Origin of the sequence: Streptomyces sp. NPDC001594 (assembly GCF_042893675.1) — a bacterium.
GTDB lineage: Bacteria > Actinomycetota > Actinomycetes > Streptomycetales > Streptomycetaceae > Streptomyces.
Genome location: NZ_JBIAVB010000016.1, coordinates 176,932 through 203,666 on the forward strand (window position 1 = coordinate 176,932; position 26,735 = coordinate 203,666).

Below are 26,735 nucleotides of genomic sequence, written 5' to 3' on the forward strand. Positions count from 1 at the left end.
GGCGCCTTGGCGGGGCGCCGCCGTACTGGACGTACTTGGTGCCCTGCCAAGGCGGCGAGGTGCGGTGCCGGGCGGCGCGGGTCAGGGAAGATCCGGAAGAGACGGGCTAGTGGGTGTCCCGCGAGAAGCCGAGGCGGGTGCGGAGCGGGACGCGTTCGTCGGCGCCGACCGCGGCCGCGCCGGCGGTGACGGTCTCGTAGACGGCCAGGATGTCCGCGCCGACCGTCGACCAGTCGAAGCGGCGCACGTGGGCCGAGCCGCGGGCGCTGAGCTCGGCCCGCCGGGCCGGGTCGCGCAGCAGGGCGATCGCCGCGTCCGCGAGCGAGCCGGCGTCCTCGTTGGCGAAGAGTTCCCCGGCCGCGCCCTGGTCCAGGACCTGGGCGAAGGCGTCCAGGTCGGAGGCGAGGACGGCCGCCCCGGCGGACAGGGCCTCGACCAGGATGATCCCGAAGCTCTCGCCGCCGGTGTTGGGGGCCACGTACACGTCGACGCTGCGCAGCAGCCGGGCCTTGTCCTCGTCGGAGACCATGCCGAGGAACTCCACCCGGGAGCGCAGCTCGGCCGGCAGGGAGGCGACGGCCTCCTCCTCGTCGCCGCGGCCGGCCACGAGGAGCCGTACGTCCGGGCACGCCTCCACGATGCGCGGGAAGGCCGCCATGAGCACCGGCAGGCCCTTGCGGGGCTCGTCGATGCGGCCGATGAAGCCGAGGGTCTGCCCGCCCCACTCCGGGTGGGGGTCGGCCTTCGCGAAGAAGTCGACGTCGACGCCGTTGGGGATGACCACGGCGTCCCCGCCGAGGTGTTCGACGAGGGTGCGCCGGGCGTACTCGCTGACCGCGATCCGGGCGCTGATCTTCTCCAGCGCCGGCTGGAGGATCGGGTAGGCCGCGATCATCGCCCGGGAGCGGGGGTTGGAGGTGTGGAACGTGGCCACGATGGGCCCCTGCGCCGCCCAGCAGGACAGCAGCCCGAGGGAGGGGGAGGCCGGCTCGTGGATGTGGATGACGTCGAAGACGCCCTCGTGCAGCCAGCGCCGTACGCGGGCGGCCGACAGGAAGCCGAAGTTCAGCCGGGCGACGGACCCGTTGTAGGGCACCGGCACGGCCCGGCCCGCCGAGACCACGTAGGGCGGCAGGGGGGTCTCGTCGTCCGCGGGGGCGAGGACCGACACCTCGTGGCCCAGCCTGATCAGGTGTTCGGCGAGGTCGCGGATGTGGAACTGGACGCCGCCCGGTACGTCCCAGGAGTACGGGCAGACGATGCCGATCTTCACTTCGGGCGCTCCTCCAGGTCGTCGAGCCACAGCCGCTGGAGCATGTGCCAGTCCTCCGGGTGCTCGGCGATCCCCGAGGCGAAGGCGTCGGCCACCGCCTGGGTCATGACGGCGGTCTTCTCGGCGCGGGTCCCCGCCGGGGGCACGTCCACCGCGGGGTGGATCCGCCCGTACATCTTCGGGGCCTCCCCGTAGTGCAGGGTGACCGGCAGCAGGGCGGCCCCGGTCTGCTGGGCCAGCAGCGCGGGCCCGGCGGGCATCCGGGCGGTGGCGCCGAAGAAGTCGACCTCGACCCCGGAGGAGGACAGGTCCCGGTCCGCGACCAGGCAGATCAGCCCGCCCGCGCGCAGCCGGCGCGCGAGGGTGCCGAAGGCGGCCCCGCCGCTGTGCGGCAGGACCTCCATGCCCAGGCTCTCCCGGTAGGCCACGAAACGGTCGTAGAGGGACTCGGGCTTGAGCCGCTCGGCGACCGTGGTGAAGGGGACGCCGACGTGCCCGGTGACCCAGGCCCCGGCCAGGTCCCAGTTGGCCAGGTGCGGCAGGGCCACGACCACGCCGCGGCCGGAGGCGAGGGCCTCGCGCAGGATGTGCTCGTCCTTTATGGAGACGTCCGTGCCGAACCGGCCGGGGTCCATGGCCGGCAGCCGGAAGGACTCCATCCAGTAGCGCATGTACGAGCGCATGCCGGCCTGCGAGAGGGCGCGCAGCCGCTCGGGCCCGGCGTCGGGCACCACCCGGGCCAGGTTGGACTCCAGGCGCAGCACGCTCTTGCCGCGGCGCTTCCAGGCCACGTCGGCGATCTTGCGGCCGAGGGCCGCCGCGGCCGGCTCGGGCAGCTTCTTGACGCCCGCCCAGCCCAGCCCGTACAACCCGTCGACCAGCTTGTCCTTGGCTCCGGGCATCAGTGCGCCCCGCCCTCGGCGGGGGCCGCCGCGTCGGCCTCGGCGGCCTCACGGCGTACCGTGACCACCCGCTGGACCAGCGTGACGAGCGAGCCGGCCGCCACCACCCACAGGGCGATGGGCAGCAGGAGCCCGATCCACGAGGGGACCCCGAAGATCTGCAGCCCGGAGACACCGGCCGCGACCAGCGAGATCACCAGGCGCTCGGCGCGTTCCACGAGGCCGTTGACGGCCACCGGCAGGCCGATCGCCTCGCCGCGGGCCTTGGTGTACGAGACCACCTGGCCGCTGGCCAGGCAGAAGATCGCCACCGCGCACAGCGCGTTGTCGTTCCCGGAGCCCGCGTACCAGAGCGCGAGGCCGCCGAAGATCGCCGCGTCGGCCACCCGGTCGAGGGTGGAGTCGAGGAACGCGCCCCAGCGGCTGGAGACCCCGGCCTGGCGGGCCATGTTCCCGTCCACCAGGTCGGAGAAGACGAAGAGGGTGATGGTGATCGTGCCCCAGAAGAACTCGCCCCGGGGGAAGAAGACCAGCGCCCCGGCCACCACGCCGGCGGTGCCGATCAGCGTGACCGCGTCGGGGCTCACCCCCCGCCGGAGGAGAAATGCGGCGAACGGCGTGAGAACACGCGTGAAGAACGCACGCGCGTACTTGTTCAGCATGGCCTTCCCAGAGGGTCGCTGGGCCGCGCGGCCACCACGGCCACCGGCTGGCCCATCGTAGCCAGCACCCCGGGTGCGGGGCGCCCCGCACCCTCCGGTTCGCCCGGCGCGATCCTTCGGCCATCCCCGTCCGGGTGCCCCTTCACGCGCCCGTCCGCGACCGGTACGACGTATGGACGCAGTGTGACGCCAGTGCAAAGCTCGAAGGACCCCGATCACCCTCCTTCACCGCGACACCGGGAGGCACGAGCATCATGGGACCCACATCACACCAAGCCGGAGCCGCCGGCAGGGCACTGACGGCCGACCGCCCCGACTCCGTACGGAACGTCGTGCTGGTCGGCCACAGCGGCGCCGGCAAGACCACCCTGGTCGAGGCCCTGGCCCTGACCGCGGGGGCCGTGAACCGCGCCGGACGGGTCGAGGACGGGGGCACGGTCTCGGACTACGACGAGATCGAGCAGCGCCGCCAGCGGTCCGTCCAGCTCTCGCTGGTCCCCGTCGAATGGGCCGGAATCAAGATCAATCTCCTGGACACCCCCGGATACGCCGACTTCGTCGGGGAGCTGCGGGCCGGTCTGCGGGCCGCGGACGCGGCCCTCTTCGTGGTCTCCGCCGCCGACGGGATCGACGGGGCGACCCGGATGGTGTGGGACGAGTGCGAGGCCGTCGGCATGCCGCGCGCCATCGTCGTCACCCATTTGGAGGCAGCCCGCTCCGATTACTCGCAGATGGCCTCCGTGTGCGGCGAGATCTTCGGCGCCGACGACCCCGACGCCGTCATCCCCCTCTACCTCCCCCTGCTCGGCTCCCCCGGCCCCGACGGCCACCGCCCCGTCCACGGCCTGCTCGGCCTGCTCTCCCGGCGCGTCCACGACTACACCTCCGGCCGGCGCGTCGAACGCGACCCGGACCCCGGCGAGCTCGCCCTCATCGACGAGGCCCGCTCCCGCCTCATCGAGGGGATCATCGCCGAGAGCGAGGACGAGACCCTCATGGACCGCTACCTCGGCGGCGAGGACATCGACCTCAAGACCCTGATCGACGACCTGGAGCGGGCCGTCGCCCGCGGCACCTTCCACCCCGTCCTGATGGCGGCCCCCGCCGCCGACGGCGCCCGCCAGGGCCTGGGCACGGTGGAACTCCTCGAACTGATCACCGGCGGCTTCCCCACCCCCGCCGAACGCGCCCCCCTCACCGTCACCGCCCCCGACGGCAGCCCCCGCCCCGACGTCGTCTGCGACCCTGCCGGGCCGCTGCTCGCCGAGGTCGTCAAGACCTCCTCCGACCCCTACGTCGGCCGCGTCTCCCTCGTCCGCGTCTTCTCCGGCACCCTGCGCCCCGAGGAGACCGTCCACGTCTCCGGGCACGGCACGGAGGACCGGGGGCACGAGGACCACGATGTCGACGAGCGCATCGGCGCCCTCACCTCCCCCTTCGGCAAGCAGCAGCGCACCCTCGGCGCCTGCATCGCCGGCGACCTCGCCTGCGTGGCCAAACTCACCCGCGCCGAAACCGGCGACACCCTCTCCGCCAAGGACGCCCCGCTGCTGATGGAGCCCTGGGCGATGCCCGAGCCGCTGCTCCCCCTCGCCATCGAGGCCCACAGCAAGGCCGACGAGGACAAGCTCTCCCAGGGCCTGGCCCGCCTCGTCGCCGAGGACCCCACGATGCGGCTGGAGCAGAACCCGCACACCCACCAGCTGGTCCTGTGGTCCCTCGGCGAGGCCCACCAGGACCTCGCCCTGGAACGGCTGCGCACCCGCTACGGGGTCCAGGTCGACCCCGTCCCCCACAAGGTCAGCCTGCGCGAGACCTTCGGCGCCAAGGCCGCCGGGCGCGGCCGTCACGTCAAGCAGTCCGGCGGACACGGCCAGTTCGCCATCTGCGAGATCGAGGTGGAGCCCCTCCCGCCCGGCAGCGGCATCGAGTTCGTCGACAAGGTGGTCGGCGGCGCGGTGCCCCGCTCGTTCATCCCGTCCGTGGAGAAGGGCGTACGGGCCCAGGCCGCCCGCGGCGTCGCGGCCGGATACCCGCTGGTCGACGTACGGATCACGCTGCTCGACGGCAAGGCGCACTCGGTGGACTCCTCCGACGCCGCCTTCCAGACGGCGGGCGCCCTCGCCCTGCGCGAGGCCGCCGCGCAGACCGCCGTCCACCTGCTGGAGCCCGTGGCCGAACTCGACGTCGTGGTCCCCGACGAGTACGTGGGCCCGGTCATGAGCGACCTGGCCGGCCGCCGCGGCCGCGTCGTCGGCACCGAGCAGGCCGAGCCCGGGCGGACCCGTGTCCGCGCCGAAGTCCCCGAGATCGAGATCGGCCGCTACGCCGTCGACCTGCGCTCGGTCTCCCACGGCACCGGACGCTTCGGCCGGGGCTACGCCCGGCACGAGGCGATGCCCCCGCACCTGGCGGACAAGGTTCGCGAACAGGCGGAGAAGGGAAGTCCGTTGACATAGGAGTCGGGACGCACACCCGGCGCTCCGGCCACCGCCCACCCAACCAGCTTGCGGTGGGCGGTATTTCCCTGTCCCATGACCATGGGGACGGCCACGCCGTTAGGCTCTTCGGCGCGACGCGGAGCACAACGGAGCACCACAGAGCGCAACACGGCACGACGGCACGACAGGCAAAGAGCACAGTGGCACGGCGATGGGGGCAGCGGTGGCGGACGACGGTTTCGACTTCAGGCCCGGGGCACAGATTCCCCTGCAGGGGGGCGGCGGCCAGACCGCGGCGACCAACGCACTCGCCTCCGCCGCGTACCGCGACGGCAAGCCGGACGAGATACTCAAGGCCAACAACGACCACTACGAGACGAAGGTCAAGCCCCCGAAGATCTCCCTCTTCGAACCCAACCTCGGCGAGGCCTTCTGCCGGGCCGTCGAGGCCCGCACCCTCGGCGCGGGCCGCAAACCGCTCATCCAGTCCTTCGGCGCCGACCCGCAGACCGTCGTGGAGCACTGCCTCGCGGCCAGCCGCCTGCGCAAGGAGCGCGACCACAAGCTGCGGCTGATCACCCTCGTCTGCGGAGTGCTGTTCCTGCCCGGTCTCCTGCTGTGGCTGGGCCTCTTCCAGCTCCGCAAGACCCTGGGCAAGGGCGCCAAGACCTCCTGGCTCGGCACCGTGCTCCTCGTCGGCATCGGCCTCGTCGTGGCCGTCCTGATGTTCCGGCTGCCCTTCACCGGCTTCCTCGGCCTCTACCTGCGCGGCATGATCATCGCTCCCGTGCTGGGCTGGTTCCTGGCCCGCCGGCTCTGCGAGGCCACCAACGAGGACATGCGTGCCCGCTGGGACGGCCTGCTCGGCGGCGGCGGCGTCGCCGCAAAGATCCCGGAAGCGGTCCCCGGCAACCCCGACGAGAAGGCCCGCGAGGACCTGCGCCGCCAGCTGGCGAGGCTCACCGCCGAGGACCGCAGCAACTCCGTCTTCTACGCCGGCCCCAAGGGCATCCTCGGCATGGGCACCCGCTGGGGCAGCTGGCAGATGGCCGAGGAGCTGACCCCCAAGACCGAGGGCCACGAGATCCACCCCTTCCGCAGCTGGGACGTCATACGGGCCATCGACACCCAGCTGCGCAAACTGGAGCGCGGCCCCCTGCACACCGGCGGCTTCCCCCTCGCCTCGATCCAGCACTGGATCGTCACGCCGATCGGCGAAGGCGCCACCGAGGTCGCCCGCCCGTCCGGCGAGGACGTGGACACCTTCCTCGTCAAACCGCACGAGATCACCCGGATCTGCAACGAGCAGCAGTTCAGCGCCGGCAACCGGCACTACCTGGGCATCCAGTGGCCGCTGTGGGACGGCCAGCTCGTCATCACGATGCTGGTCACGGTCACCGTGCTGTACAAGACCCTGCGCGTGGACGTCACCGCCCACGCCCTCGGGCCGGTTCACGGCCTGTTCACCACCAAGTCGGCCCCCAAGACCGTCGAGGTCCCCAAGTCCGTGCGCTTCTGGGAGACGGTCGAGCGCAAGCTGCCGCTGGTCGACGCGGCGGAGGTCGTACGCCTCGCCGTTCGCGCCCCGCTGACCTGGTACCCGCCGATCCTCGACTACCTCGGCGGCAAGCTGGTCCTGCCCGAGCCCTTCGGCCTGCGGCACGTCTGGGCGGGCTCGATGTGGCGCCACCGCTTCATGGCGGACGACGCCCTGCGCACCGTGGCCCCGGTCCTGCGCGCGGTGCACGCGGCGGCCTTCAAGGTGCTGGACGAGAACGGCGTGGACACCTCGGCGTTCACCAACCGCTCCTCGATCATGAACGGCCTGATCCAGGAGCCGGCCCCGCGCAAGGCGGACGTCTACGACGCGTAGGGCCTGTCCCAGGTAGGCTGGAGGGGTCCGATGCGCCCCGGGGAGGTGCCGCCGTGACCGAGCGCAAGCCGCCCGGGGTCAGCTTCGAGTCCTTCGTGGACCGGCAGATCAGGGAGGCCGCCGACCGGGGCGACTTCGCCCGGCTGCCGGGCCTCGGCAAGCCGCTGGCCTCCCTGGACGCCCCGTACGACGAGCTGTGGTGGATCAAGGGGAAGCTGCACCGCGAGGGTTTCTCCCCGCTGCCGCCCGCCCTGGCCCTGCGCAAGGAGGCCGAGGACGCCCGCGCGGCGGCCCTGGCCGCCCCGACCGAGGCCCGGGCCCGGGCGGTCCTCGCAGAGGTCAACGACAAGATCCGCACCGCCCTGCGCCGGCCCCCGCCGGGCCCCCCGCTGAACCTCACCGAGCTCGACGTGGAAGCGGTGCTGGCGGAGCGGCGGGCGTCCCGTCCCCCCGAGCGGGGACCCGATCGAGGAGCAGGCAGCTGACCCCGCATTCGCTGGCGTTCTACGTGGACGTCGTCACCTCCGGAACGGTGCTCGGGGGTGCACCGCCTCGCGTACTGGGGCGGCGACGCCATCGTCAACAGGGCGATCCGTAACCGCTACGGCCGCTTCGACCGCCACCTGCGCTTCGACAAACCGCGGCGGCTGCTGGCCAACCGCGGCGTGGGCCTGGAGGACGTCCCGGACGTCAACGCGCCGGCCTGCACCCTGCACTGGCAGCCCGCTTCGCAGGTCTCCGTCGTGGCCTTCAGGCAACGCGAGTGGGGCCGGCCGCCGCGGCGCGGCAACCAGCTCGTCGGCGACGTGAACAGCATCTCGTCGTCGATGACCGCCGAGCAGGTGGCATGGAACAGAGCGCGCTACGGCCCCGGGGACGCCTAGGCCGCGGACGGCCCCGGCCATGATCCGCCGGACAGGCCCTAGTCGTTCGGCCAGGCGTCGGCGAGCATCTGGCGGGTGTCCGCGAGGAGTTGCGGGAGCACCTTGGTGTGTCCGACCACCGGCATGAAGTTCGTGTCCCCGCCCCAGCGGGGCACGATGTGCTGGTGCAGGTGCGCGGCGATGCCGGCGCCGGCGGCGGCGCCCTGGTTCATGCCGATGTTGAAACCGTGCGCCCCGGAGGCCTTGCGCAGCGCGACCATGGCCCGCTTGGTCAGGTCGGCCAGCTCCGCCGTCTCGGGGCCGTCGAGCTCGGTGTAGTCGGCGACGTGCCGGTACGGGACGACCATCAGGTGGCCGCCGTTGTACGGGTAGAGGTTGAGCACGGCGTAGACGTGCCTGCCGCGCGCCACGACCAGGCCGTCCTGGTCGGACATCTCCGGAATCCCGCAGAAGGGGCAGCCGTCCCCGGCCTCCGGGCCGGTCGGCTTGTTCTCGCCCTGGATGTAGGCCATCCGGTGGGGCGTCCACAGACGCTGGAACGCGTCCTGCGTGCCCACACCGATCTGCTGCTCCGGCTCAATCGTCATAGGACGCAGCATATGACCTTGCCCGGAGGAACGAGGAAGGCCCCCGGAAAGTGATCACCTGGTGATCGCTCCGGGGGCCTTCGGGCCGGGTCAGACCTGGACGCGGTCCGCGACGACCTTGGCCAGCTTGGCCAGCGCCTCGTCCTTCGGGATGCCGTTCTCCTGCGAACCGTCGCGGTAGCGGAAGGAGACGGTGCCCGCGGCCATGTCCTCGTCACCGACGATGATCATGAACGGCACCTTGAGCTTCTGGTGGTTGCGGATCTTCTTCTGCATGCGGTCCGAGGAGGCGTCCACCTCGACCCGCAGGCCCTGCTTCTTCGCCTCTGCGGCGAACTCCTGCAGGTACTCCACGTGCCCGTCGCCGATCGGGATGCCGACGGCCTGGACCGGGGCCAGCCACGGCGGCATGGCGCCCGCGTAGTGCTCCAGCAGCACCGCGAAGAACCGCTCGATCGAGCCGAACAGCGCGCGGTGGATCATGACCGGGCGCTGGCGGGACCCGTCGGGGGCGGTGTACTCCAGGTTGAACCGCTCCGGCAGGTTGAAGTCCAGCTGGATGGTCGACATCTGCCAGGTGCGGCCGATGGCGTCGCGCGCCTGCACGGAGATCTTCGGGCCGTAGAACGCGGCGCCGCCCGGGTCGGGGGTCAGCGGCAGGCCCTGCTTCTCGGCGACCTGCGCGAGGACGGCGGTCGCCTCCTCCCAGACCTCGTCCGAGCCGACGAACTTCTCCGGGTCCTTGGTGGACAGCTCCAGGTAGAAGTCGGTCAGACCGTAGTCGCGCAGCAGGTTCAGCACGAAGGTGAGGGTGCGGTCGAGCTCCTCGGCCATCTGCTCACGGGTGCAGTAGATGTGCGCGTCGTCCTGGGTGAAGCCGCGGGCCCGGGTCAGACCGTGGACCACGCCGGACTTCTCGTACCGGTACACGGTGCCGAACTCGAACAGGCGCAGCGGCAGCTCACGGTAGGAGCGCCCGCGCGCGTCGAAGATCAGGTTGTGCATCGGGCAGTTCATGGGCTTGAGGTAGTAGTCGGTACCACCGTCGAGCTGCATGGGGGGGTACATGCCCTCCGCGTACCAGTCCAGGTGGCCGCTCTTCTCGAAGAGGGCGCCCTTGGTGGCGTGCGGGGAGTAGACGAACTCGTAGCCCTCCTCCTCGTGCCGGCGGCGCGAGTAGTCCTCCATGGTCCGGCGGATGATGCCGCCGCGCGGGTGGAAGACGGCGAGGCCGGAGCCGATCTCGTCCGGGATGGAGAAGAGGTCGAGCTCGTTGCCGAGCTTGCGGTGGTCGCGCTTCTCGGCCTCGGCGAGGAAGTCGAGGTGCGCCTTCAGCTCGTCCTTCGACGGCCACGCGGTGCCGTAGATGCGCTGGAGCATCGGGTTCTTCTCGCTGCCGCGCCAGTAGGCGGCCGCGTTGCGCATCAGCTTGAACGCCGGGATGTTGCGGGTGGTGGGCAGGTGGGGACCGCGGCAGAGGTCCTTCCAGCACAGCTCGCCGGTCTTGGCGTCGAGGTTGTCGTAGATGGTCAGCTCGCCGCCGCCCACCTCGACGTTCGCGCCGTCGTCGGTGGACGCGGAGCCCTTGATGCCGATGAGCTCCAGCTTGTACGGCTCGTCCGCGAGCTCCTCGCGGGCCGCCTCGTCGGAGACCACGCGGCGGGCGAACCTCTGCCCGCGCTTCTGGATCTCCTGCATCTTCTTCTCGATGGCCTTGAGGTCATCGGGGGTGAAGGGGCGGGCCACGTCGAAGTCGTAGTAGAAGCCGTCACGGACCGGCGGGCCGATGCCCAGCTTGGCCTCGGGGAACAGCTCCTGCACGGCCTGCGCCATGACGTGCGCGGTCGAGTGGCGCAGGATGTTCAGGCCGTCCTCGGAGGAGATCTCCACCGGCTCGACGGTCTCGCCGTCCCGCACCTCGTAGGAGAGGTCCTTCAGCTCGCCCGCGACGCGGGCGGCGATGACGGTGCGCTCGGCGGCGAACAGCTCGGCCGCCGTAGTGCCCGTGGTCACCACGCGCTCGTCCCGCTCGGAATCGCGTTGGATGATCACACGGACGTCTGACACCGGTTTCTCCTGAAGTCTGGGGGCCCTCCCCGGCGGCAGCCGGGCGGGGAACGCGCCGGTGGTCCCGGCGCGTGTGAATCGTACCGAGCGGAGCGGCCGCGCCGCTAAACGGTTGTGCCGGGTGCCCCGGCGGCGCCCGCCCTCCCGCTCCGGCCCGGGCGGCTCCCGGCGGCGGGGAAAACCCGCCGTGCGCCGCCGGGGGCGCGGGTAGCGTGGCCGGGCCGTGTCCGCCGCGCCCCGAAGGGACCCGCTCCATGCCGAACCCGTCCGTCCGCCCGCTGGACCTCACCGACGGGGCGACCGCCGCCGCCGTGCACCGGATCGGGCGGGCCGCGTACGCCGTGGAGGCGGAGCTGATCGGCTTCGACGGGATCCCCGCACTGGGCGAGAGCCTGGAGGACATGCGGGGGCGGGCGCTGCACTGGCTGGGGGCGGTCGGCCCGGACGGGGCGATCGCCGGCTTCCTGGCCTGGGAGGCCCCGCGGCCCGGCGGCCCCGTGAGCCTCGACCGGCTGTGCGTGGACCCGGCCCGGTTCCGCCGGGGCGTCGCCTCCCTGCTCCTGCGGCACGCGCTGGGGGAACTCTTCCCGGGCCGCACGGTCGAGGTCTCCACGGGCGCGGACAACACCCCGGCGGTGACCCTGTACGAACGCCTGGGCTTCGTCCGGGGCCCAGACTTCACCCCCGTCCCCGGCCTGCGCATGGCCTCGTTCACGCGGACGCCCTGAGGGGTCTTCCCGTCGGCGTCGGGCGCGCTCAGTCGTCGGACGGCAGGACGTCCTCGGGGTCGAAGGCCGCGTCCAGGGACTTCATCAGCCGGTCGCGCTCCACCTCGTCCAGCGGGACGGGCGTCACGTCGGCGGCGTCCGTCAGCCTGCGGAAGCCGCCGCGCCGCGAGAGGCGGCCGCTGAGGCGGACCGGGAGGCCCGCCAGGTGGGCGTGGACGGCGATCCGGTACGCCTCCTCCCCCAGCGCGGCCCGTACGTACGGGACCTCCGCCCCGGCCAGGACCCGCAGCCGGACCGTCCCCCCGCCGCCGGCCGCCGCCCGCCGCATCCGCACCACGGCCCCCGCCAGCCGCACGGCGACGGACGGCTCGGAGCGGGTGTAGCGGGCCGAGGCCTCGCGGAGCACGGGCAGGTCGCCGGGGGAGAACTCCACCGGCTCGGGCCGCGCCGCGCAGCCGGCCGGGACCCCGGCCGCCGGGGCCCAGGCCAGCACGATCCGCGCCCCCTCCGAGCCCTGGACCAGGGCGATCAGCGCGTCGGCGAGCTCCCGGCTGACCCCGGCCGCGACGGCCGCGTCGAACGCCTCCATGCCGCCGGTGGCCCGCTGGTAGTCCACCGCCTCCCGGGCGGCGTGCAGCGCGTGGTGCAGCCGGGTCACCAGCCCCCGCCCGCCGTCCACGGGGACGTACGCGGCGAGCCGCCGCCCGTCCGGGCCGGGTCCCACCAGCACCCCCTCCAGGGCCCGTTCGGCCTGGGCGCGGTGGCGGGCCCCGTGGTATCCGGCGCGGGCCCGCTCGGCCAGGGCCCCGGCCAGCAGCAGCCGGCGCGCCGCCGAGCGCAGCCGCTCCTGGGCGGTCCAGCCGGCCTCGCCCTGGAACCCGTACGGCGCCTCGGGGGTCTCCCGCTCCCACCGGACCTCGTCGCTGGGCACGCTCAGCCCGAACAGCACCTCCCGCGCCGACGGCAGCCCGCTGCGCGACAGCGCGGTCAGCGCCTCCTCCAGCAGGTCGGCGCAGTCGGGGAAGGTCCGGGTCTCGGGGACGAGCAGGCTGGTGCCGCCGTGTCCGGGCGGGGTCCAGCGCCCGTACCGCCCGGCCGCGCCGCCGCGCCGCAGCCAGCCGTGCCGGTGCAGCAGCGCGCCGAGGACCCGGGGATCGACCTCCGCGGGATCGGGGGTGCCGGGCAGGGCCGGCCGGGTGGACGGCAGCGGGGGCGGCAGCGGCGCCAGGCGCGTTTGCGGGCGCGGTGCGTGACGGTCCATCAGGGTGTCCCTCCCGACCCGACCCGGGTCATGATCTCGCACAGCGCCCGGTCGTCGAAGATCCGCGCGGTCGGGATCCGTACGGTGGTCCGGCGCCGGCCGGTCACCGGATGCCCGGCGAGGTTGGTCCAGTAGCAGCAGTGCCTCAGGTCGAGCCGGTCGTGCCCGGCGCTCAGCCACTGCTCCCGCTCCCGCGGCACGAGCATCACGACGAGGATCTTGTGCACGGCGACGGGGGTGCGGGCCAGCTTGACCAGGTGCTCGTTGTCGAGGGTGAAGCCGAAGGTGGGTCCGGCCGGGCGCGGCGGGACCTGGTAGGTCGCCTTCAACTGCACCTTGATGGTGACCTCGTCGTCGACGACGTGCTCGGGCGCGCCGTGGCTGACGTGCCAGTCGATCCCGTTGTCCGGGAACGGCTGGGACAGCGAGCAGCCGGCGGCTGCCGCGACGGCGTGCAGGTATGCCACCTGGAGGGTCTCCATGCAGGCGGTGGTGGCGAGCGTGCCGCGCAGCGGACCGGGCCTCGCTCCGGTGTCCGCGTCCAGCACCCCGCCCGGTTCGGGCTGCGCGAGCGCCATGGCCGGCTCCCCATGCCTTCCGGGCTCTGCCGTGCGGGTGGTGTGGTGGTGGTGCGTGGTGTGGGTGACGGCCGGTCACGTGTACGACCCCCCAGGGAAGTTGTCTCCGCACCCGGCTCCGCGCAAACGGCGTACGGGGCAAACAGCCCGGGTATCACGGAATCGGCGGGGGCGGCGGGTCCCGGGGCGGTGGCGCCCGGCACGCCCCGTCTGCCGATCGGGGACGAGGAGTTCGCCATGACACGCTGGTACGAGGGGCCGCTGGCCGCCTTCGACACGGAGACCACCGGGGTGGACGTCGAGCAGGACCGGATCGTGTCCGCCGCGCTCGTCGTGCAGGAGTGCGCGGGCGGCCGGGTGCGCACCACGCGCTGGCTGGTCAATCCCGGCATCCCGGTGCCCCGGGGTGCCACGGAAGTGCACGGTCTGACCGACGAGCACCTCCAGCGCAACGGCCGTTGGCCGGCGCCGGTGGTGGAGGAGATAGCCCGCGCGCTGAGCGAGCAGCAGGTGGCGGGGCGGCCGGTGGTGGTGATGAACGCGCCGTTCGATCTGACGCTGCTGGACCGGGAGTTGCGCCGGCACCGGGCGTCGTCGCTCGCCCGGTACCTGGACGACCGGCCGCTGACGGTGCTGGATCCGCGGGTGCTGGACAAGCACCTCGACCGCTACCGCAAGGGCCGCCGGACGCTGACGGACCTGTGCGCGCACTACGGGATAGAGCTGGAGGGGGCGCACGACGCCTCGGCGGACGCGATGGCCTCGCTGGAGCTGGTACGGGCGGTGGGGCGGCGGTTCGCGGCGCGGCTGGAGCGGCTGACCCCGGCGGAGCTGCACGAGCTCCAGGCGGTGTGGCACGCGGCGCAGGCGCGCGGCCTCCAGGCGTGGTTCGCGCGGCAGGGCACTCCGGAGGCGGTGGATCCGCACTGGCCGCTGCGCCCGGAGGTGCCGGCGGCGGCCTGAGCGGACGTGGGACGCCCGGGACGCCGTGGAATGCGGAAGGCCGGTCCGTCATCAGACGGACCGGCCTGTCCCGGTGGGCGATACTGGGATCGAACCAGTGACCCCTTCGGTGTGAACGAAGTGCTCTCCCGCTGAGCTAATCGCCCGGGAACGCACTGAACAATACAAGAGCCTCGGGGTCTGTTCAAACCGCTTCAGGCGGAGCGGTCAGCCGGGCGGCGAGACCGCGCCGTCCGGCCCGCATCATCAGCGCGTGGTTGAGCCGCAGCGCGGGCCGTCCGGCGAGTGCCAACCGCCGCAGCAGCGGATCCCGTACCTCGACCTCCTGCTCGTAGACGGCCCGGGTGCGGCGGGCCGCGGGCCCGCCGCGCGGGCGTACGGTCCACCGCGCCCAGCCGTCGAGGTCCCCGCCGAGCGCCACTTCGAGGACGCCCCGGGCGGGGGCGCGGAGCAGACCGCGGAGGGTGACGTGGATCTCGTACGGGAGGACGGAGCGGATCACGGCGGTCCCGGAGTCCGTGCCGCTCTGCGCGACCCGGCGGACCTGCGGCCACCAGCCCGGGTAGCGCCGGGGGTCCTCCAGCAGGGAGTAGACGAGGGCGGGCGGGGCGTCGAGGTCCCACACGCTGCGGAAGCGGTAGCGCGTCCAGCGGGGCATGTGTCCAGTCTGGACCTCCGCGCGGCCGCGGCGGGGCGGTTTCCGTGAAGGCCCCGGAGACAGGGGACGGGTGGGGCCCGGGCCAGGCACAGGGGGGATACGGAGGCGGCGGCGCCGGGGTACTCAGGGGCGATCTGAGTAGCCCCGCCCATGTCCTGACGGGGTGACGGGCGCCACACTCCGGGCATGGACACGCCTCTGCCGCCGGCCCACGAGCTGGCGCTCATCGACGCCGAACTGGCCCGACTGGACGCCCGGCGGCTGCAGTTGCTGGCCCGCCGGGACTGGCTGCTGCGGCTGCTGTGGCAGTCGGACGGGGCGCGGCCGGGGGCCTTCGGGCCCGCGGGGGCGCCGTTCGCCCCGGCCGGCCCTGCGCCGGCGCCCGGGCCGGACGGGTCGAAGCCGGGCGCCCAGAACGTGCTGCTGGTGCTGGGCGCGGTGCTGCTGGCCGTGGCCGCACTGGCGTTCACGCTGGTCAGCTGGGGTTCCCTGGGCATCGGAGGCCGCTCGGCGGCGCTGGCCGCGGTGACGGCGGCGGCGCTGGCGGCGCCCGTCGTGCTGCTGCGGCGGGGGCTGCGGTCGACGGCCGAGGCTGTGGCTGCGGTGGCCTTGGCGCTGACCGTGCTGGACGCGTACGCGCTGCACGCGGTGGGTCTGCCCGGCAGTGCCGGGCCGGCCTACGCGGCCTGGGCGGCCGCGGTGCTGGCGGGGCTGTGGGCGGGGTACGGGGCGGTGCTGCGCGGGCCGCGGTCGGCGCCGCTCGCCGCGGTGGGGGCGGCGCAGCTGCCGTTGCCGCTGGCGGCGGCCGCCGCGGGGGCGGACCTGACGGGTGCGGGCTGGGCGCTGCTGGCGACGGCCGGGCTGGACGCGGTGCTCGCGGTGGCGGTGGGCCGGCGGGCGGTGCGGGTGCCCGCGTGGGCGGGCTCGGGGGTGCTGGGCGGGGCGGCGCTGGCGGCGGGGCTGGCGGGGTCCCTGGCGGAGCCGGGGGCGGCCGGTCCGGCCCTGCTGCTGGGGGCGGGGGCGCTGCTGGGCGTGGCGGTGGCCTGGCGGGAGCCGCGGGCCGTGGCGGCCGCGGTGGCGGGGGGTCTGGCGGCGGTGTCGGCGGTGGGGGCGCTGGTTCCGGCCGGGTGGGACGGCGTGTGGTGGGCGGTGGCGGTGCGGGTGGCGGCGGGGCTCGCACTGGTGGCCGCGGTACGGGGGGACGCGCTCGCGGCGGCGGTGCGGCGCGGGCTGGCCCTGGCGGGGGCGGTGGTGGCCGCCTTGGGCGCGTCGGCGGGGCTGGCGGTGGTGGCGTGGCCGCTGTCCTCGCGGCTGGCGGTGCCGGCCGAGGTCTGGTCCGGGGCGGCGGACCGCCCGCAGGGGCCGGGGGTGGGGCTCGCGCTGACGCTGCTGTCGGCAGCGGGCACCCTGTACCTCCTCTCCCGGCTCCGGACGGCCTCGGGGCCGGCCGGGCGGGGTGCCCGGGCCGGGGCGGTGGTGTGCGTGTGGGCCGGGCTGTTCGCGGTGGCCGCGGGGGCGGGGCTGCCGGGGGCGGTGGGGCTCGGGGCGGAGCTGGCGGTGGCCCTGGCGGCCGGGGTGGCGGCCCTGCGGGCCGTGGAGCCGGCCGTCGCGCGGGCGGCCGGCGGGTGTGCGGGGGCGGGGGCCCTCGGGGTGTCCCTGGCGGCTCTGGACGGCCGCGTGGCCACCTTCGCGGTGTTCGGGCTGCTGGGGGACGGGGCCGCGCTGGGAGCGGCGTACGGGGGCGCCCGGACGGCCGCGCGGGGCGTCTGCGCGGTGGCGGCGGTCGGATACGCGGCGGCGCTGGTGGTGGCGCTGGGCGCGCTGGGCGGCGTCCCGGCGCCCTGGCAGGGGGTCGCGCTGCTCGCCCTTCCGGCGGTGGTGGCCGCCCTCGGGCCGGCGCTGGGGCCGGTGCGCGTGCCGGCGGAGGCCGCGGCGGCCGGGGCGGGGGCGCTCGGCGCGGTCCTGGCGGCCGGGGACCCGCCCGTGCTGGCGCTGGTGCTCGCGCTGGGCGGGGCGCTCTGCGGGGCGGGGGCCCTGCGGAGCGACCGGCGGTGGCTGGGCCGGGCGGCGGGGGCGCTGGGCGTGGCGGCCGTGTGGGTGCGGCTGGCGGCGTCGGGGGTGGCGGTGCCGGAGGCGTACGCGCTGCCGGCGTCGGCGGCGGCCCTGGCGGTGGGGCTGCTGCGCCGCCGCCGGGACCGGGGGGCCTCGTCCTGGGCGGCGTACGGGCCGGGGCTGGGGGCGGCGCTGCTGCCGAGCCTGGTGGCCGTCTGGGGGGACCCGTACTGGCCGCGCCCGCTGCTGCTGGGGCTGGGGGCGCTCGCGGTGACGCTGGCGGGTGCGCACCGGCGGCTCCAGGCGCCGTTGCTGCTGGGCGGGACCGCCCTGGCGGGGGTGGCGGTGCACGAGCTGGCCCCGTACGTGGTGCAGGTGGCCGGTCTGCTGCCGCGCTGGGTGCCGCCGGCGCTCGCGGGGGTGCTGCTGCTGGCGGTGGGGGCGACGTACGAGCGGCGGCTGCGGGAGGCCCGCAGGCTCCGCGAGGCCTTCGGCCGGCTGCGCTGAGGGGCCGGGAACGGCAGAGGCCCCGGAGACTCTTTCGAGTCTCCGGGGCCTCTGCTCCGGGTGGGCGATACTGGGATCGAACCAGTGACCCCTTCGGTGTGAACGAAGTGCTCTCCCGCTGAGCTAATCGCCCGGGCACACCGCAAACATTACCGCATGTCAGCGGTGCTCCATGACCAGGTCCGAACGATCACTGGTCCTTGAGGTGCCACGGCAGCGTGAGCCCGTACTTCCACAGGTAGAAGCCCACCAGCGCGCCCGCGATGACCAGGCCCGCGCTGGTGAGGATGATGTTGCGGCGCCGGACCTTGGGGTCGAGGGCCTTCTGCGCGGCCTCGGTGACCTTGCGCTTGGTCCAGCGCAGGACGAGGTGGGCCCACGCGAACTCGGTGGCCCAGATCGCCAGGCCGGCGAAGATCGCGACCCAGCCCGGTCCCGGCAGGACGAGCATCGCGATGCCCGCGCCGATGACGACCAGGCCGACGACGAAGACGCCGACCTGCCAGCTCAGGTGCAGGCTGCGGTTCGCCTTGATGAAGGCGGGCGCCTTCGAGACGTGCGGCGCTTCCTCGGCGGCCGTCTCGCCCGTAGCGGATTCGTTGATTCCGCGGTCACTCCCCGTATCCATGACGCCGAATCTACCGGAGCCGGAAGCACACGTGAATGCCGCTTTGGATCCGCCGTCCGAGGGACCCAGAGGTCCGCAAAACGGTCAGAGGGGTTTACAACGGCACCGTAGGTGGCATGTCGATTTCGCCGACGTGCGAATCCCCGAGCGCACACTGAGCGAAAGGCCCTGGCGCTTATGAACACCACGGTCAGCTGCGAGCTGCACCTGCGCCTCGTTGTGTCGAGCGAGTCCTCACTGCCTGTTCCCGCGGGCCTGCGGTATGACACGGCCGATCCCTACGCCGTGCACGCCACCTTCCACACCGGCGCCGAGGAGACGGTCGAATGGGTGTTCGCCCGCGACCTCCTCGCTGAGGGCCTCCACCGGCCTACCGGTACCGGCGACGTCCGCGTCTGGCCGTCCCGCAGCCACGGTCAGGGCGTCGTCTGCATCGCCCTGAGCTCACCGGAGGGAGAAGCGCTGCTGGAAGCACCCGCCCGAGCCCTCGAGTCGTTCCTGAAGCGCACGGATGCCGCGGTCCCGCCCGGGACCGAGCACCGGCACTTCGACCTCGACAAGGAGCTCTCCCACATCCTGGCCGAAAGCTGAGCCAGGCCCCCAGCCGCCCGGCACCGTCCGACTCGGGGCGACGGTGCCGCACGGACAACCCCATACGGCAGTGACGGCGCTGTCCCCGCGGGAGCCACCCGCGAGGACAGCGCCGCTGCGCTGTCCGGGCCCCCTGTTGACGCCAACCGCTAGAGTCGGCCCCCAGCGGCGGCAGCGGCCCGTCGCCGCCAGGCCCGCCTCCAGGGAGCGACCCCGTGCAGATCCCCCACGACACCCGTCGCGCGCTCGACGTCGTCGTCGCGCTGGTCAACACCGCGGCCGAGCCCGGCCGGCCCGACGGGCTCGCGGACGTCGCCGCCCTGCGCGGCTTCGTCAAGGAGCACGCGATCAGCGACGTCGGCGAGCTCACCGCCCGCGACCTCGCCGGGGTCCGGACGGTACGGGGCAAGTTCGCACAGGCCTTCGCCGCGCCGAACCCCCGCGCGGCGTCCGTGCTCATCAACGAACTCGTGGCCACCGCCGGCACCACCCCCCAGCTGACCGACCACGACGGCTACGACTGGCACGTGCACTACTTCGCGCCGGGCGCCTCGGTGGGCGACCACCTGGCGGCGGACGGCGGCATGGCACTGGCCTTCATCGTGGTCTCCGGCGAGCAGGAGCGGCTGCGCCGCTGCGAGGCCCCGGACTGCGGACGCGCCTTCGTGGACCTCTCGCGCAACCGCTCGCGCCGCTACTGCGACAGCCGCACCTGCGGGAACCGGCTGCACGTGGCCGCCTACCGGGCGCGCCGCAAGGGGGCCGACGGCCCGCCGGAGCAGGCGTCAGAGCAGGTAGAGGTCGTGCACGGCGGCGAGCAGCAGCAGTAGCCCGATCACCGCCAGGAAGATCATCAGCGGGGGCTGGGACAGGGCGAAGAGGCACCCGCGCGGTTCGGGGGGCCCGACGGGCGCGGGGCCATGGCCGACGGGGGCCTCGGGCACGTGGACGGGAGCCGGCGGCTCACCCTGGGATGTGTCGAGCATGTCGGGGCGATGATCGCGCAGCACGACCCCCCGGCGCCCCCAACACGCCAACCGTCACACGGTAGTTGGCCGTCTCTCCCCGGTTCGGGTGGTTTCCCCCGGCTTCTTCCGCGCCCAGGCGGCGGTATGCGGTATGCCGTCCTTCGCGGCCTAGATGCCGTGTTTCTTCAGGATGGCCTCGATGTCGGAGAAGTCCTCCGCCGGGGCGCTCTGCGGCTTCGGGGACGGGCCGGCGGCCCCGCCTCCCAGGGCGGAGGCGGCCGGGGCGACGGCCTCCCGGGACTTCGCGACCCCGCCCGCGGCGCGCCGCTCCAGCGCCCGGGTGGCCAGGAACAGCACCCAGGCCAGGGCCAGCAGCCCGAAGCCGATCCACACGGTCGGCTTGAAGACGATCCCCGTCAGCCACTGCACCACCCCGGTCAGCACCAGGCCGACCGGCACCAGCGCGTACGCGGTGATCCGCAAGGCCCGCACGAACCGTCTGCGGTACGCGGTCACGGCGGCGATGCCCAGGCCCGCAGCGGACACCGCGGAACAAATGGTCTCGGCGAGCATGCGGTCCTCCGGCGGCCTGCGGTGGGCGTTCTGTCCCTTCCATCCTGCACCGGCCGCCTCCGCCACGGCCATGCCCGCGGGCCCGCCCGGCCCGATCTCCGGGACATCTCGGGGTGGCATCTCCTCCCCCGGTGCCGCCCGGGTGGTCTGGGAGACTGTCCGCATGACCGATTCCGTGATCCTCGACGTCTGGTGCGAACTCCAGTGCCCGGACTGCCACAGCGCTCTGGACGACGTGCGCGCCCTGCGGGCCCGCTACGGCGACCGGCTGGACATCCGGCTGCGCCACTTCCCGCTGGAGAAGCACAAGCACGCCTTCGCCGCCGCGCAGGCCGCCGAGGAGGCCCTGGAGCAGGGGCAGGGCTGGCCGTACGCGGAGGCGGTACTGGCCAGGACGGCCGAGCTGGGCGAGCGCGGCGAGGCCGTACTGCTCGATGTGGCCCGTGAACTGGGCCTGGACGCCGAGGAGTTCGACACCGCCCTGATCGACGGCCGGCACATCCTGATCGTCGACGCCGACCAGGCCGAGGGCAAGGCCATCGGCGTGACCGGCACCCCGACCTACGTGATCGGCGGCGAGCGCCTCGACGGCGGCAAGAGCCAGGAGGGCCTGCGCGCCCGGCTCGAGGAGATCGCCGACCGGCTGCTCGCCGACGGCTGAGCCGGAGGGCTCAGAGCAGTTCCTTGGCGTAGTTCACGTGCGTGGTCCGGTAGCCGAGGGACTCGTACAGCCGCAGGGCCGGGGTGTTGTCGGCGAACACGTGCAGCGCCAGCCGGCGGTGGCCCCGCGCGATCGCCGCGCGCTCCGCGAGCAGCATCAGGTCCCGGCCGTGGCCGCGCCCCCGGTGCTCCTCGGCGACCTCGACGTCGTACACGTACGCCCCCGCGCCCTCCTCCCCGGCCGGCGCGAGCCACACGTGCCCGACCGGGGTCCCGGCCGCCTCCAGGACGGCCAAGGTGACGCCCGGGGTCTCCAGGCCCCGCGGGAGCTGCGCGTCGTGGTCGGCCTCCGCCTTGGCCCGCGCCTCCTCGGGCCGCAGGCCCCGGGCCGTCCAGCTCGCCGCGTACAGCTCGCGGGCCCGGACGTCCCACGCCGCGTACTCGGCCCCGGTCATCGGCCGGCCCCGCACCCCCTCGGAGAGGGCCGGCGGGTCCTGCGGGAGCTCCTTGGCCATGTTCCGGCCCGTTTCCGCGTACCCGAGGGCCGCGGCGAGCCGCAGGCCGCCCGGGGAGTCCGCGGGGACGGAGATCCGCACCCGGCGGCAGCCCCAGCCGCGCAGCACCTCCTCGGCGGCCAGCGCGGCGACCGTGGCCCGGCCGCGGCGGCGGTCCGGCTCGTCGACGGCCAGGTCGCGGATCTCCCCCACCGTCGGCCCCGAGGGCGTGTCGGCGGCGATCAGGAGCGTCCCGACGCGCCTGCTGTTGACGCGGACCTCGTACGGGCGCGAGCGCCCGCCGCCCCCGCTCTGCTGAAGCGGCCCGCTGGGCCGCAGGGTGGTGGTCATCCGTCGAGTTCTACCCGCCGCGCGGCGCCGTCACCACGGTGGGGGGCCTCAGGGGTCGATGTCGGACGCGGCGCGCTCCTCGAAGACCCGCATGGCCTTGGCGGTGACCGGACCGGGGGCCGCGGCCAGGGTCCGGCCGTCGACCCGGTGGACGGCCTGGACGTCGCGCAGGGTGGAGGTCAGGAAGACCTCCTCGGCCCGCTCCAGGACGTCGAGGGGCAGGTCGCTCTCGCGGGCGCCGGTCCATTCGACGGCCAGGGCCCGGGTGATGCCGGCGAGGCAGCCCGAGGCCACGGGCGGGGTGTGCAGCTCCCCGTCGAGGACGACGAAGACGTTGGAGCCCGTGCCCTCGCAGAGCTGCCCGAGGGTGTTGCCGAAGAGGGCCTCGGAGGCCCCGTCCCGGTGGGCCCGCGCGAGGGCGACCACGTTCTCCGCGTACGAGGTGGTCTTCAGGCCCGCCAGCGGGGAGCGCTCGTTACGCACCCAGGGGACGGTGATCACGGCCGTGGTGTCGGGGCGGCGGGCGGTCTCGCCCATGGCGACGACCAGGGTGGGCCCGGTCTCGCCGCGGTCGGAGCCCAGCGGGGAGAGGCCGCCCGTGTAGGTGATCCGCAGCCGGCCGAGCGGCATCGGGTTGGCCTCCAGGACGGCGGCGCAGGCGCGGCGGACCTCGTCGAGGTCGGGGTCGGGCAGGCCCAGGCCGCGGGCGGAGCGGGTGAGCCGCTCCAGGTGCCGGGTGAGGGCGAAGAGGGTGCCGTCCTGCGCCTTGAGGGTCTCGAAGACCCCGTCGCCCACGGTCAGCCCGTGGTCGAGGACGGACACCTTCGCCTCCTCGGCGTCCCGCAGCGTTCCGTCGAGCCAGATCCTCACCGTACGGTTCCTCCACTCAGGTCGTGCGTCGTCTCGGGCGCGCCCGGCGCGGGCCCGTCCGAGGCCAGGGCGAGCAGCCGGGCCGCCTTCAGCTCGGTCTCGGCCCACTCCCGCTCGGGGTCGGAGCCCCAGGTGATCCCGGCGCCGGTGCCGAAGCTCAGGCGGGGGCCGCCGGGGGCCTCGCGGTCGATCCAGAAGGTGCGGATGCCGACGGCGAGGGCGGCGGTGCCCCGGTCGGCGTCGACCCAGCCGATGCCCCCACAGTAGGGGCCGCGCGGGGCGGTCTCCAGCTCCTCGATGATCCGCAGGGCGGAGGACTTGGGAGCGCCGGTGACGGATCCGGGCGGGAAGGTGGCGGCCAGCAGCTCGGGCCAGCCCGCGCCCTCGGCCAGCTCGCCGCCGACGGTGGAGACCAGGTGGACCAGGCCGGGGTGCTCCTCGAGGGCGCACAGCTGGGGCACGGTGACCGAGCCGGTGGCGCAGACGCGGCCCAGGTCGTTGCGGACGAGGTCCACGATCATCACGTTCTCGGCGTGGTCCTTGGGCAGCAGGTCGGCGGCGGTGCGGCCGGTCCCCTTGATCGGCCCGGACTCCACGCGGCGGCCGGCCCGGCGCAGGTACAGCTCCGGGGAGGCGGTGGCGATCTCCACGCCGTGCGCGCGGAGCCGAATCGTTCCTGCGTAGGGGGCCGGGTTGCCGCGCGCGAGGAGGGCGGTGAGGGCGTCCACGTCGGCGGCGGCCGGATCGGGCAGCGGGGCGGAGACCACGCGGCACAGGTTGGCCTGGTAGACCTCCCCCGCCGCGATGTACTCGCGGATCCGGCGGACGCCCGCGACGTACGCGGAGCGGTCCAGGGAGGAGGACCAGCGGTCGGCGGCGGGACCGCGCCAGGCGCCGGGTACGGGCGCGGGGACGGGGTCGGGGCGTATGTCGCCGAAGCGCGCGCAGACCAGCCGGCCTTCGAAGTCCGCGCTCACCACCCAGAACCCGGTGGAGTCGAGGGCCGAGGGATCGTTGGTCACGTCTCGGAGGTCGGTCGCGAGGAGGCCGCCGAAGCGGGCCAGGGGAGGCAGGTCGTGCACGGCTGCGAGTCTATGACCGGTGGCGCGATGCCGCCGGTGAGGTGACCGGCGGGTGACCTCCGGTGATCGGGTCGGCAGCACGTCGGCAGCACGCTGCGGAAACGCGTTTTTGAGCTGGCCCGGGAATCCGCTAGAGTTCAACACGTCGCCAGGGAGCGCCGGGGAAAAACCCCGGAGCGAACACGGTGACACTGCGGACGTAGCTCAGTTGGTAGAGCACCACCTTGCCAAGGTGGATGTCGCGAGTTCGAGTCTCGTCGTCCGCTCTGAGTGGGGGATCTTCCCGAGACCCCGCACACTCCGAGGTGGAGTGGCCGAGAGGCGAGGCAACGGCCTGCAAAGCCGTCTACACGGGTTCAAATCCCGTCTCCACCTCCAAGGACGATTAGCTCAGCGGGAGAGCGCTTCCCTGACACGGAAGAGGTCACTGGTTCAATCCCAGTATCGTCCACTGGTCCGAAAGGGCCTGGTCCGCAAGGATCCGCCCCTTACCTACGGTAGGGGGAACCCCAGCGCGATTAGCTCAGCGGGAGAGCGCTTCCCTGACACGGAAGAGGTCACTGGTTCAATCCCAGTATCGCGCACGCAGTACCATCAGCACCCTGTTTGACCTGCGGTTCTTTACCGTAGCCCGCGCGATTAGCTCAGCGGGAGAGCGCTTCCCTGACACGGAAGAGGTCACTGGTTCAATCCCAGTATCGCGCACAGCACCGGAAGCCCCGGCCGTCTCGACGGCCGGGGCTTTCGCGCGTGTGCGTCCGGTGAGCGGAGCGAAAAGGGGCCCGGTGAGCGGAGTGGAAAAGGGTGTTGCCCGTCCGGCTCCCCAGCCGTACGGGCAACACCCTTCAACTGCCGTCCGCCGTCCCCCCGTCCCCACGGGGTTCGACGGGCCGATGTCCCGGCCCGGGCCGCTCTCCCGGGCCTGGGGCGCCGCTCAGCGCCCCAGCATCACGCCCACGGACGACGCCTGTGCCGCCACCTGATCGAATCCCCCGAAGAGGAAGAGCAGGAGGGCGGCCAGGGGGAGGACCATGGCCGCGGCCACCAGCGGGTGGCGCGTACCGGACTCATGGCCGTCGAACGCGAAGAGCTTGCGTCCCTGCCGTGCGGTGTCCGCCATGGTCCTCTCCCTGTCGTCTGGCAGCGGCGGGCTCGTGACCTCGGGGGACGAGTGCGCCACCCGCCGCTTGTCTTCAACACTAGGCGGCCGGAAGGCTCCTGGCCTCATGCCCTCGTACCCATTGCCGGGCCTCCAGGAGGATGAGGCGGCCGCCCCCGGACTACTCCCCTGGGTGGAGATCCTTCCCCCTCGGTGGGGGTCTTCCCGGAGGGGTTGTCCGGAGGGTAGTGACTTCGCTCACTTGCGTCACTCTCCGCGCACGCGTGTCCTCGTACGGGGTGTTGACGGCCCCGGTCGCGCCCCACGGCCCCGCTCCCCCGGTCCCGGCCTGCCGAAGGAGGCGCCGGGAGGCCAATCCCCTTGGTCCGAAGGGGCCTTGGGGGTACGGGGCCACATCGCCCGAACGGAGGTCGTCTCGTCTGGCACACCCTCAAGTGGCCTGCGCCGCACAGAGGATCGAATGCTCCGCGGAGGGCGCGGCCTCTGAGCGCTGGTGCCGGATGGTCCGTAAGCTGTGCCAGGTCAGCAAGGCGACCGTCAGCGGGGTGGACATGGCGATGATGCGGCTCCGGCGCGAGGACCCGCGTGTCGTCGGCTCCTTCAGACTGCACCGGCGGCTCGGCGCCGGCGGCATGGGCGTCGTCTACCTGGGCTCCGACCGGCGCGGCCAGCGCGTCGCCCTCAAGGTGATCCGGCCCGACCTGGCCGAGGACCAGGAGTTCCGCTCCCGGTTCGCCCGCGAGGTGTCCGCCGCCCGGCGGATCCGCGGCGGGTGCACGGCCCGGCTGGTGGCCGCGGACCTGGAGGCCGAGCGGCCCTGGTTCGCCACGCAGTACGTGCCGGGCCCCTCGCTGCACGACAAGGTGGCCGAGGAAGGCCCCCTGACGGCCGCGCAGATCGCCGCCGTCGGCGCCGCGCTGTCCGAGGGACTGGTCGCCGTCCACGAGGCCGGGGTCGTCCACCGCGACCTGAAGCCCTCGAACATCCTGCTGTCGCCCAAGGGGCCGCGGATCATCGACTTCGGTATCGCCTGGGCCACGGGGGCCAGCACCCTGACCCACGTCGGCACCGCCGTCGGCTCCCCCGGCTTCCTCGCGCCCGAGCAGGTGCGCGGCGCCGCCGTCACCCCGGCCACGGACGTGTTCTCCCTCGGCGCCACCCTCGCCTACGCCGCGATGGGCGACTCCCCCTTCGGGCACGGCAGTTCCGAGGTCATGCTGTACCGGGTGGTGCACGAGGAGCCGCACCTGGTCGGCGTCCCGGACGCGCTGGCCCCGCTGGTGCGGGCCTGCCTGGCCAAGGACCCCGAGGAGCGGCCGAGCACGCTCCAGCTGTCGATGCGGCTCAAGGAGATCGCCGCCCGCGAGGCGCAGGGGCTGGGCGACGGCCGCCCGCCGGCGCAGCGGGCCCGCGTCGAGCGGTCCACCGGCCGGCTGCCCGAGCGGGCCGCCGGGTACGCGGGGCAGGACACCGAGCGGCGTACCGGGGGCGGCGGCCGGGGCCCGGCCGAGCGGGCCGGGGAGCGGCACGGGGAGCGCCCGTCGGGCACCACCCCCGCCCCGCGGCCGCAGGGGCCGCACAGCGGGTCGCGCCCGCGCCCGTCGGGCTCACGCCCTTCCGGGTCGACGGCGGGCCGCACGGGGGACCGTACGGGCCCGCGCACGGGGCCCCGCACGACCGGCACCGGGCGGCGGCCTTCGCGGCCGGACCCCAGGCTGATGCGGCAGCGGCTGATCGTGTTCGTGGTGGTCACCCTGCTGGTGGCGCTGGGGATCGCGCTCGCACAGCGGCTCTGAGGCCCTGGGGCTCCGAGGAAACACGGAGGGGCGGCCCCCCCGGGGGGGGGGGGCCCCCCCCGGGGGGGGGGGCCCCGGGGCCCGCCCCCCCCCCGCCCCCCCCCCGGCCCCCCCCCCCCGGCGGGGGCCCCCCCCCCGCCCCGCCCCCCCCACCCCCCGGGCCCCC

The 26,735-nt window shown here is 74.2% G+C and carries 26 protein-coding genes and 7 tRNA genes; 16 read left to right on the forward strand and 17 right to left on the reverse strand.

Annotation, left to right across the window (positions count from 1 at the left end; all coding sequences use genetic code 11):
* Positions 1-106: 106 nt before the first annotated feature.
* The 3 genes from ACFY0O_RS29175 to pgsA are packed head-to-tail and all read right to left on the reverse strand — an operon-like array spanning position 107 to position 2,837.
* A complete protein-coding gene (locus tag ACFY0O_RS29175) occupies positions 107-1,273 on the reverse strand; it encodes a glycosyltransferase family 4 protein (RefSeq protein ID WP_388951983.1) in 1,167 nt (388 codons plus the stop codon).
* Positions 1,270-2,175 (reverse strand): phosphatidylinositol mannoside acyltransferase, encoded by a 906-nt coding sequence (locus tag ACFY0O_RS29180; RefSeq protein WP_388951985.1) that lies wholly within the window; start codon positions 2,173-2,175, stop codon positions 1,270-1,272. The genes ACFY0O_RS29175 and ACFY0O_RS29180 overlap by 4 nt, the downstream gene beginning before the upstream one ends.
* Entirely contained in the window at positions 2,175-2,837 is a 663-nt protein-coding gene (gene pgsA, locus ACFY0O_RS29185) for a phosphatidylinositol phosphate synthase (protein ID WP_388951988.1), read from the reverse strand. The genes ACFY0O_RS29180 and pgsA overlap by 1 nt, the downstream gene beginning before the upstream one ends.
* A 254-nt stretch (positions 2,838-3,091) precedes the next feature.
* On the opposite strand from pgsA, the gene ACFY0O_RS29190 reads away from it, so the two are divergent.
* From ACFY0O_RS29190 to ACFY0O_RS29205, 4 genes are all read left to right on the forward strand, one after another.
* Positions 3,092-5,296, forward strand: coding sequence for an elongation factor G-like protein EF-G2 (locus tag ACFY0O_RS29190; protein ID WP_388951990.1), 2,205 nt, complete (start codon positions 3,092-3,094; stop codon positions 5,294-5,296).
* A gap of 205 nt (positions 5,297-5,501) precedes the next feature.
* A complete protein-coding gene (locus tag ACFY0O_RS29195; RefSeq protein WP_388951992.1) occupies positions 5,502-7,151 on the forward strand; it encodes a hypothetical protein in 1,650 nt (549 codons plus the stop codon).
* Positions 7,152-7,204: 53 nt separating this feature from the next.
* The gene (locus ACFY0O_RS29200) at positions 7,205-7,636 is read left to right on the forward strand and encodes a DUF1992 domain-containing protein (protein WP_388951995.1); all 432 of its coding nucleotides are present in this window, start codon (positions 7,205-7,207) and stop codon (positions 7,634-7,636) included.
* Between the two features lie 57 nt (positions 7,637-7,693).
* Positions 7,694-8,035 (forward strand): hypothetical protein, encoded by a 342-nt coding sequence (locus ACFY0O_RS29205; protein WP_388951998.1) that lies wholly within the window; start codon positions 7,694-7,696, stop codon positions 8,033-8,035.
* Positions 8,036-8,073: 38 nt separating this feature from the next.
* Here ACFY0O_RS29205 and ACFY0O_RS29210 read toward each other — a convergent pair whose 3' ends face one another.
* Entirely contained in the window at positions 8,074-8,634 is a 561-nt protein-coding gene (locus ACFY0O_RS29210; RefSeq protein WP_388952000.1) for an HIT family protein, read from the reverse strand.
* 78 nt (positions 8,635-8,712) lie between these two features.
* Positions 8,713-10,689, reverse strand: a complete 1,977-nt coding sequence (gene thrS, locus ACFY0O_RS29215) for a threonine--tRNA ligase (protein ID WP_388952002.1) — start codon at positions 10,687-10,689, stop codon at positions 8,713-8,715.
* A 254-nt stretch (positions 10,690-10,943) separates the two neighbouring features.
* Between thrS and ACFY0O_RS29220 the strand changes: the two genes are divergently transcribed.
* Positions 10,944-11,417 carry a GNAT family N-acetyltransferase gene (locus ACFY0O_RS29220; RefSeq protein WP_388952005.1) on the forward strand — a complete coding sequence of 158 codons (474 nt, stop codon included), beginning with the start codon at positions 10,944-10,946 and terminating at the stop codon, positions 11,415-11,417.
* Positions 11,418-11,445: 28 nt separating this feature from the next.
* Here the strand turns inward: ACFY0O_RS29220 and ACFY0O_RS29225 are convergent, their stop codons facing one another.
* Both ACFY0O_RS29225 and ACFY0O_RS29230 read right to left on the reverse strand, forming a co-directional pair.
* Positions 11,446-12,678: a hypothetical protein gene (locus ACFY0O_RS29225; protein ID WP_388952008.1), complete on the reverse strand. Its 1,233-nt coding sequence runs from the start codon at positions 12,676-12,678 to the stop codon at positions 11,446-11,448.
* On the reverse strand, positions 12,678-13,256 hold the full coding sequence (locus ACFY0O_RS29230) for a DUF4365 domain-containing protein (protein WP_358892812.1): 579 nt from the start codon (positions 13,254-13,256) through the stop codon (positions 12,678-12,680). The genes ACFY0O_RS29225 and ACFY0O_RS29230 overlap by 1 nt, the downstream gene beginning before the upstream one ends.
* Positions 13,257-13,493: 237 nt before the next feature.
* Between ACFY0O_RS29230 and ACFY0O_RS29235 the strand changes: the two genes are divergently transcribed.
* A complete protein-coding gene (locus ACFY0O_RS29235) occupies positions 13,494-14,219 on the forward strand; it encodes a 3'-5' exonuclease (protein ID WP_388952010.1) in 726 nt (241 codons plus the stop codon).
* A 74-nt stretch (positions 14,220-14,293) separates the two neighbouring features.
* Here ACFY0O_RS29235 and ACFY0O_RS29240 read toward each other — a convergent pair.
* Positions 14,294-14,365, reverse strand: a tRNA-Val gene (locus ACFY0O_RS29240).
* Positions 14,366-14,403: 38 nt separating this feature from the next.
* Positions 14,404-14,877 carry an SRPBCC family protein gene (locus tag ACFY0O_RS29245; RefSeq protein WP_388952012.1) on the reverse strand — a complete coding sequence of 158 codons (474 nt, stop codon included), beginning with the start codon at positions 14,875-14,877 and terminating at the stop codon, positions 14,404-14,406.
* A gap of 186 nt (positions 14,878-15,063) precedes the next feature.
* Between ACFY0O_RS29245 and ACFY0O_RS29250 the strand changes: the two genes are divergently transcribed.
* Positions 15,064-17,436: an SCO7613 C-terminal domain-containing membrane protein gene (locus ACFY0O_RS29250; protein WP_388952013.1), complete on the forward strand. Its 2,373-nt coding sequence runs from the start codon at positions 15,064-15,066 to the stop codon at positions 17,434-17,436.
* Positions 17,437-17,497: 61 nt separating this feature from the next.
* Here the strand turns inward: ACFY0O_RS29250 and ACFY0O_RS29255 are convergent.
* Positions 17,498-17,569, reverse strand: a tRNA-Val gene (locus ACFY0O_RS29255).
* 57 nt (positions 17,570-17,626) lie between these two features.
* Positions 17,627-18,064 carry a TIGR02611 family protein gene (locus ACFY0O_RS29260; protein ID WP_388952016.1) on the reverse strand — a complete coding sequence of 146 codons (438 nt, stop codon included), beginning with the start codon at positions 18,062-18,064 and terminating at the stop codon, positions 17,627-17,629.
* Positions 18,065-18,241: 177 nt separating this feature from the next.
* On the opposite strand from ACFY0O_RS29260, the gene ACFY0O_RS29265 reads away from it, so the two are divergent.
* Both ACFY0O_RS29265 and ACFY0O_RS29270 read left to right on the forward strand, forming a co-directional pair.
* Positions 18,242-18,655 carry an SsgA family sporulation/cell division regulator gene (locus ACFY0O_RS29265; protein WP_030011909.1) on the forward strand — a complete coding sequence of 138 codons (414 nt, stop codon included), beginning with the start codon at positions 18,242-18,244 and terminating at the stop codon, positions 18,653-18,655.
* A 215-nt stretch (positions 18,656-18,870) separates the two neighbouring features.
* Positions 18,871-19,485 (forward strand): CGNR zinc finger domain-containing protein, encoded by a 615-nt coding sequence (locus ACFY0O_RS29270; RefSeq protein ID WP_358892817.1) that lies wholly within the window; start codon positions 18,871-18,873, stop codon positions 19,483-19,485.
* Here ACFY0O_RS29270 and ACFY0O_RS29275 read toward each other — a convergent pair.
* A complete protein-coding gene (locus ACFY0O_RS29275) occupies positions 19,441-19,641 on the reverse strand; it encodes a hypothetical protein (protein ID WP_388952018.1) in 201 nt (66 codons plus the stop codon). The genes ACFY0O_RS29270 and ACFY0O_RS29275 overlap by 45 nt on opposite strands.
* A gap of 150 nt (positions 19,642-19,791) precedes the next feature.
* Complete coding sequence (locus ACFY0O_RS29280) at positions 19,792-20,196, reverse strand: hypothetical protein (RefSeq protein WP_388952042.1); 405 nt, start codon at positions 20,194-20,196, stop codon at positions 19,792-19,794.
* 163 nt (positions 20,197-20,359) lie between these two features.
* Here ACFY0O_RS29280 and ACFY0O_RS29285 point away from each other — a divergent pair, with 163 nt between their 5' ends.
* Positions 20,360-20,857 carry a DsbA family protein gene (locus tag ACFY0O_RS29285; RefSeq protein WP_388952021.1) on the forward strand — a complete coding sequence of 166 codons (498 nt, stop codon included), beginning with the start codon at positions 20,360-20,362 and terminating at the stop codon, positions 20,855-20,857.
* 10 nt (positions 20,858-20,867) lie between these two features.
* Here the strand turns inward: ACFY0O_RS29285 and ACFY0O_RS29290 are convergent, their stop codons facing one another.
* From ACFY0O_RS29290 to ACFY0O_RS29300, 3 genes are read right to left on the reverse strand one after another with little or no spacing between them, the layout of a single operon-like run.
* The gene (locus ACFY0O_RS29290; RefSeq protein ID WP_388952024.1) at positions 20,868-21,701 is read right to left on the reverse strand and encodes a GNAT family N-acetyltransferase; all 834 of its coding nucleotides are present in this window, start codon (positions 21,699-21,701) and stop codon (positions 20,868-20,870) included.
* A 48-nt stretch (positions 21,702-21,749) separates the two neighbouring features.
* Entirely contained in the window at positions 21,750-22,571 is an 822-nt protein-coding gene (locus ACFY0O_RS29295) for an aminodeoxychorismate lyase (RefSeq protein ID WP_358892822.1), read from the reverse strand.
* Positions 22,568-23,653 (reverse strand): chorismate-binding protein, encoded by a 1,086-nt coding sequence (locus tag ACFY0O_RS29300; RefSeq protein ID WP_388952027.1) that lies wholly within the window; start codon positions 23,651-23,653, stop codon positions 22,568-22,570. The genes ACFY0O_RS29295 and ACFY0O_RS29300 overlap by 4 nt, the downstream gene beginning before the upstream one ends.
* A gap of 193 nt (positions 23,654-23,846) precedes the next feature.
* Between ACFY0O_RS29300 and ACFY0O_RS29305 the strand changes: the two genes are divergently transcribed.
* The 5 genes from ACFY0O_RS29305 to ACFY0O_RS29325 all read left to right on the forward strand — a co-directional run bounded on the left by ACFY0O_RS29305 (position 23,847) and on the right by ACFY0O_RS29325 (position 24,358).
* A tRNA-Gly gene (locus ACFY0O_RS29305) sits at positions 23,847-23,919 on the forward strand.
* A gap of 38 nt (positions 23,920-23,957) precedes the next feature.
* Positions 23,958-24,031, forward strand: a tRNA-Cys gene (locus ACFY0O_RS29310).
* A 1-nt stretch (position 24,032) separates the two neighbouring features.
* Positions 24,033-24,104: transfer RNA gene (locus ACFY0O_RS29315), tRNA-Val, on the forward strand.
* 61 nt (positions 24,105-24,165) lie between these two features.
* Positions 24,166-24,237: transfer RNA gene (locus ACFY0O_RS29320), tRNA-Val, on the forward strand.
* Positions 24,238-24,286: 49 nt separating this feature from the next.
* Positions 24,287-24,358: transfer RNA gene (locus ACFY0O_RS29325), tRNA-Val, on the forward strand.
* 229 nt (positions 24,359-24,587) lie between these two features.
* Here the strand turns inward: ACFY0O_RS29325 and ACFY0O_RS29330 are convergent.
* Complete coding sequence (locus tag ACFY0O_RS29330) at positions 24,588-24,773, reverse strand: hypothetical protein (protein ID WP_358892824.1); 186 nt, start codon at positions 24,771-24,773, stop codon at positions 24,588-24,590.
* 551 nt (positions 24,774-25,324) lie between these two features.
* Here ACFY0O_RS29330 and ACFY0O_RS29335 point away from each other — a divergent pair.
* Positions 25,325-26,569: a serine/threonine-protein kinase gene (locus ACFY0O_RS29335; protein WP_388952045.1), complete on the forward strand. Its 1,245-nt coding sequence runs from the start codon at positions 25,325-25,327 to the stop codon at positions 26,567-26,569.
* Positions 26,570-26,735: the final 166 nt, after the last annotated feature.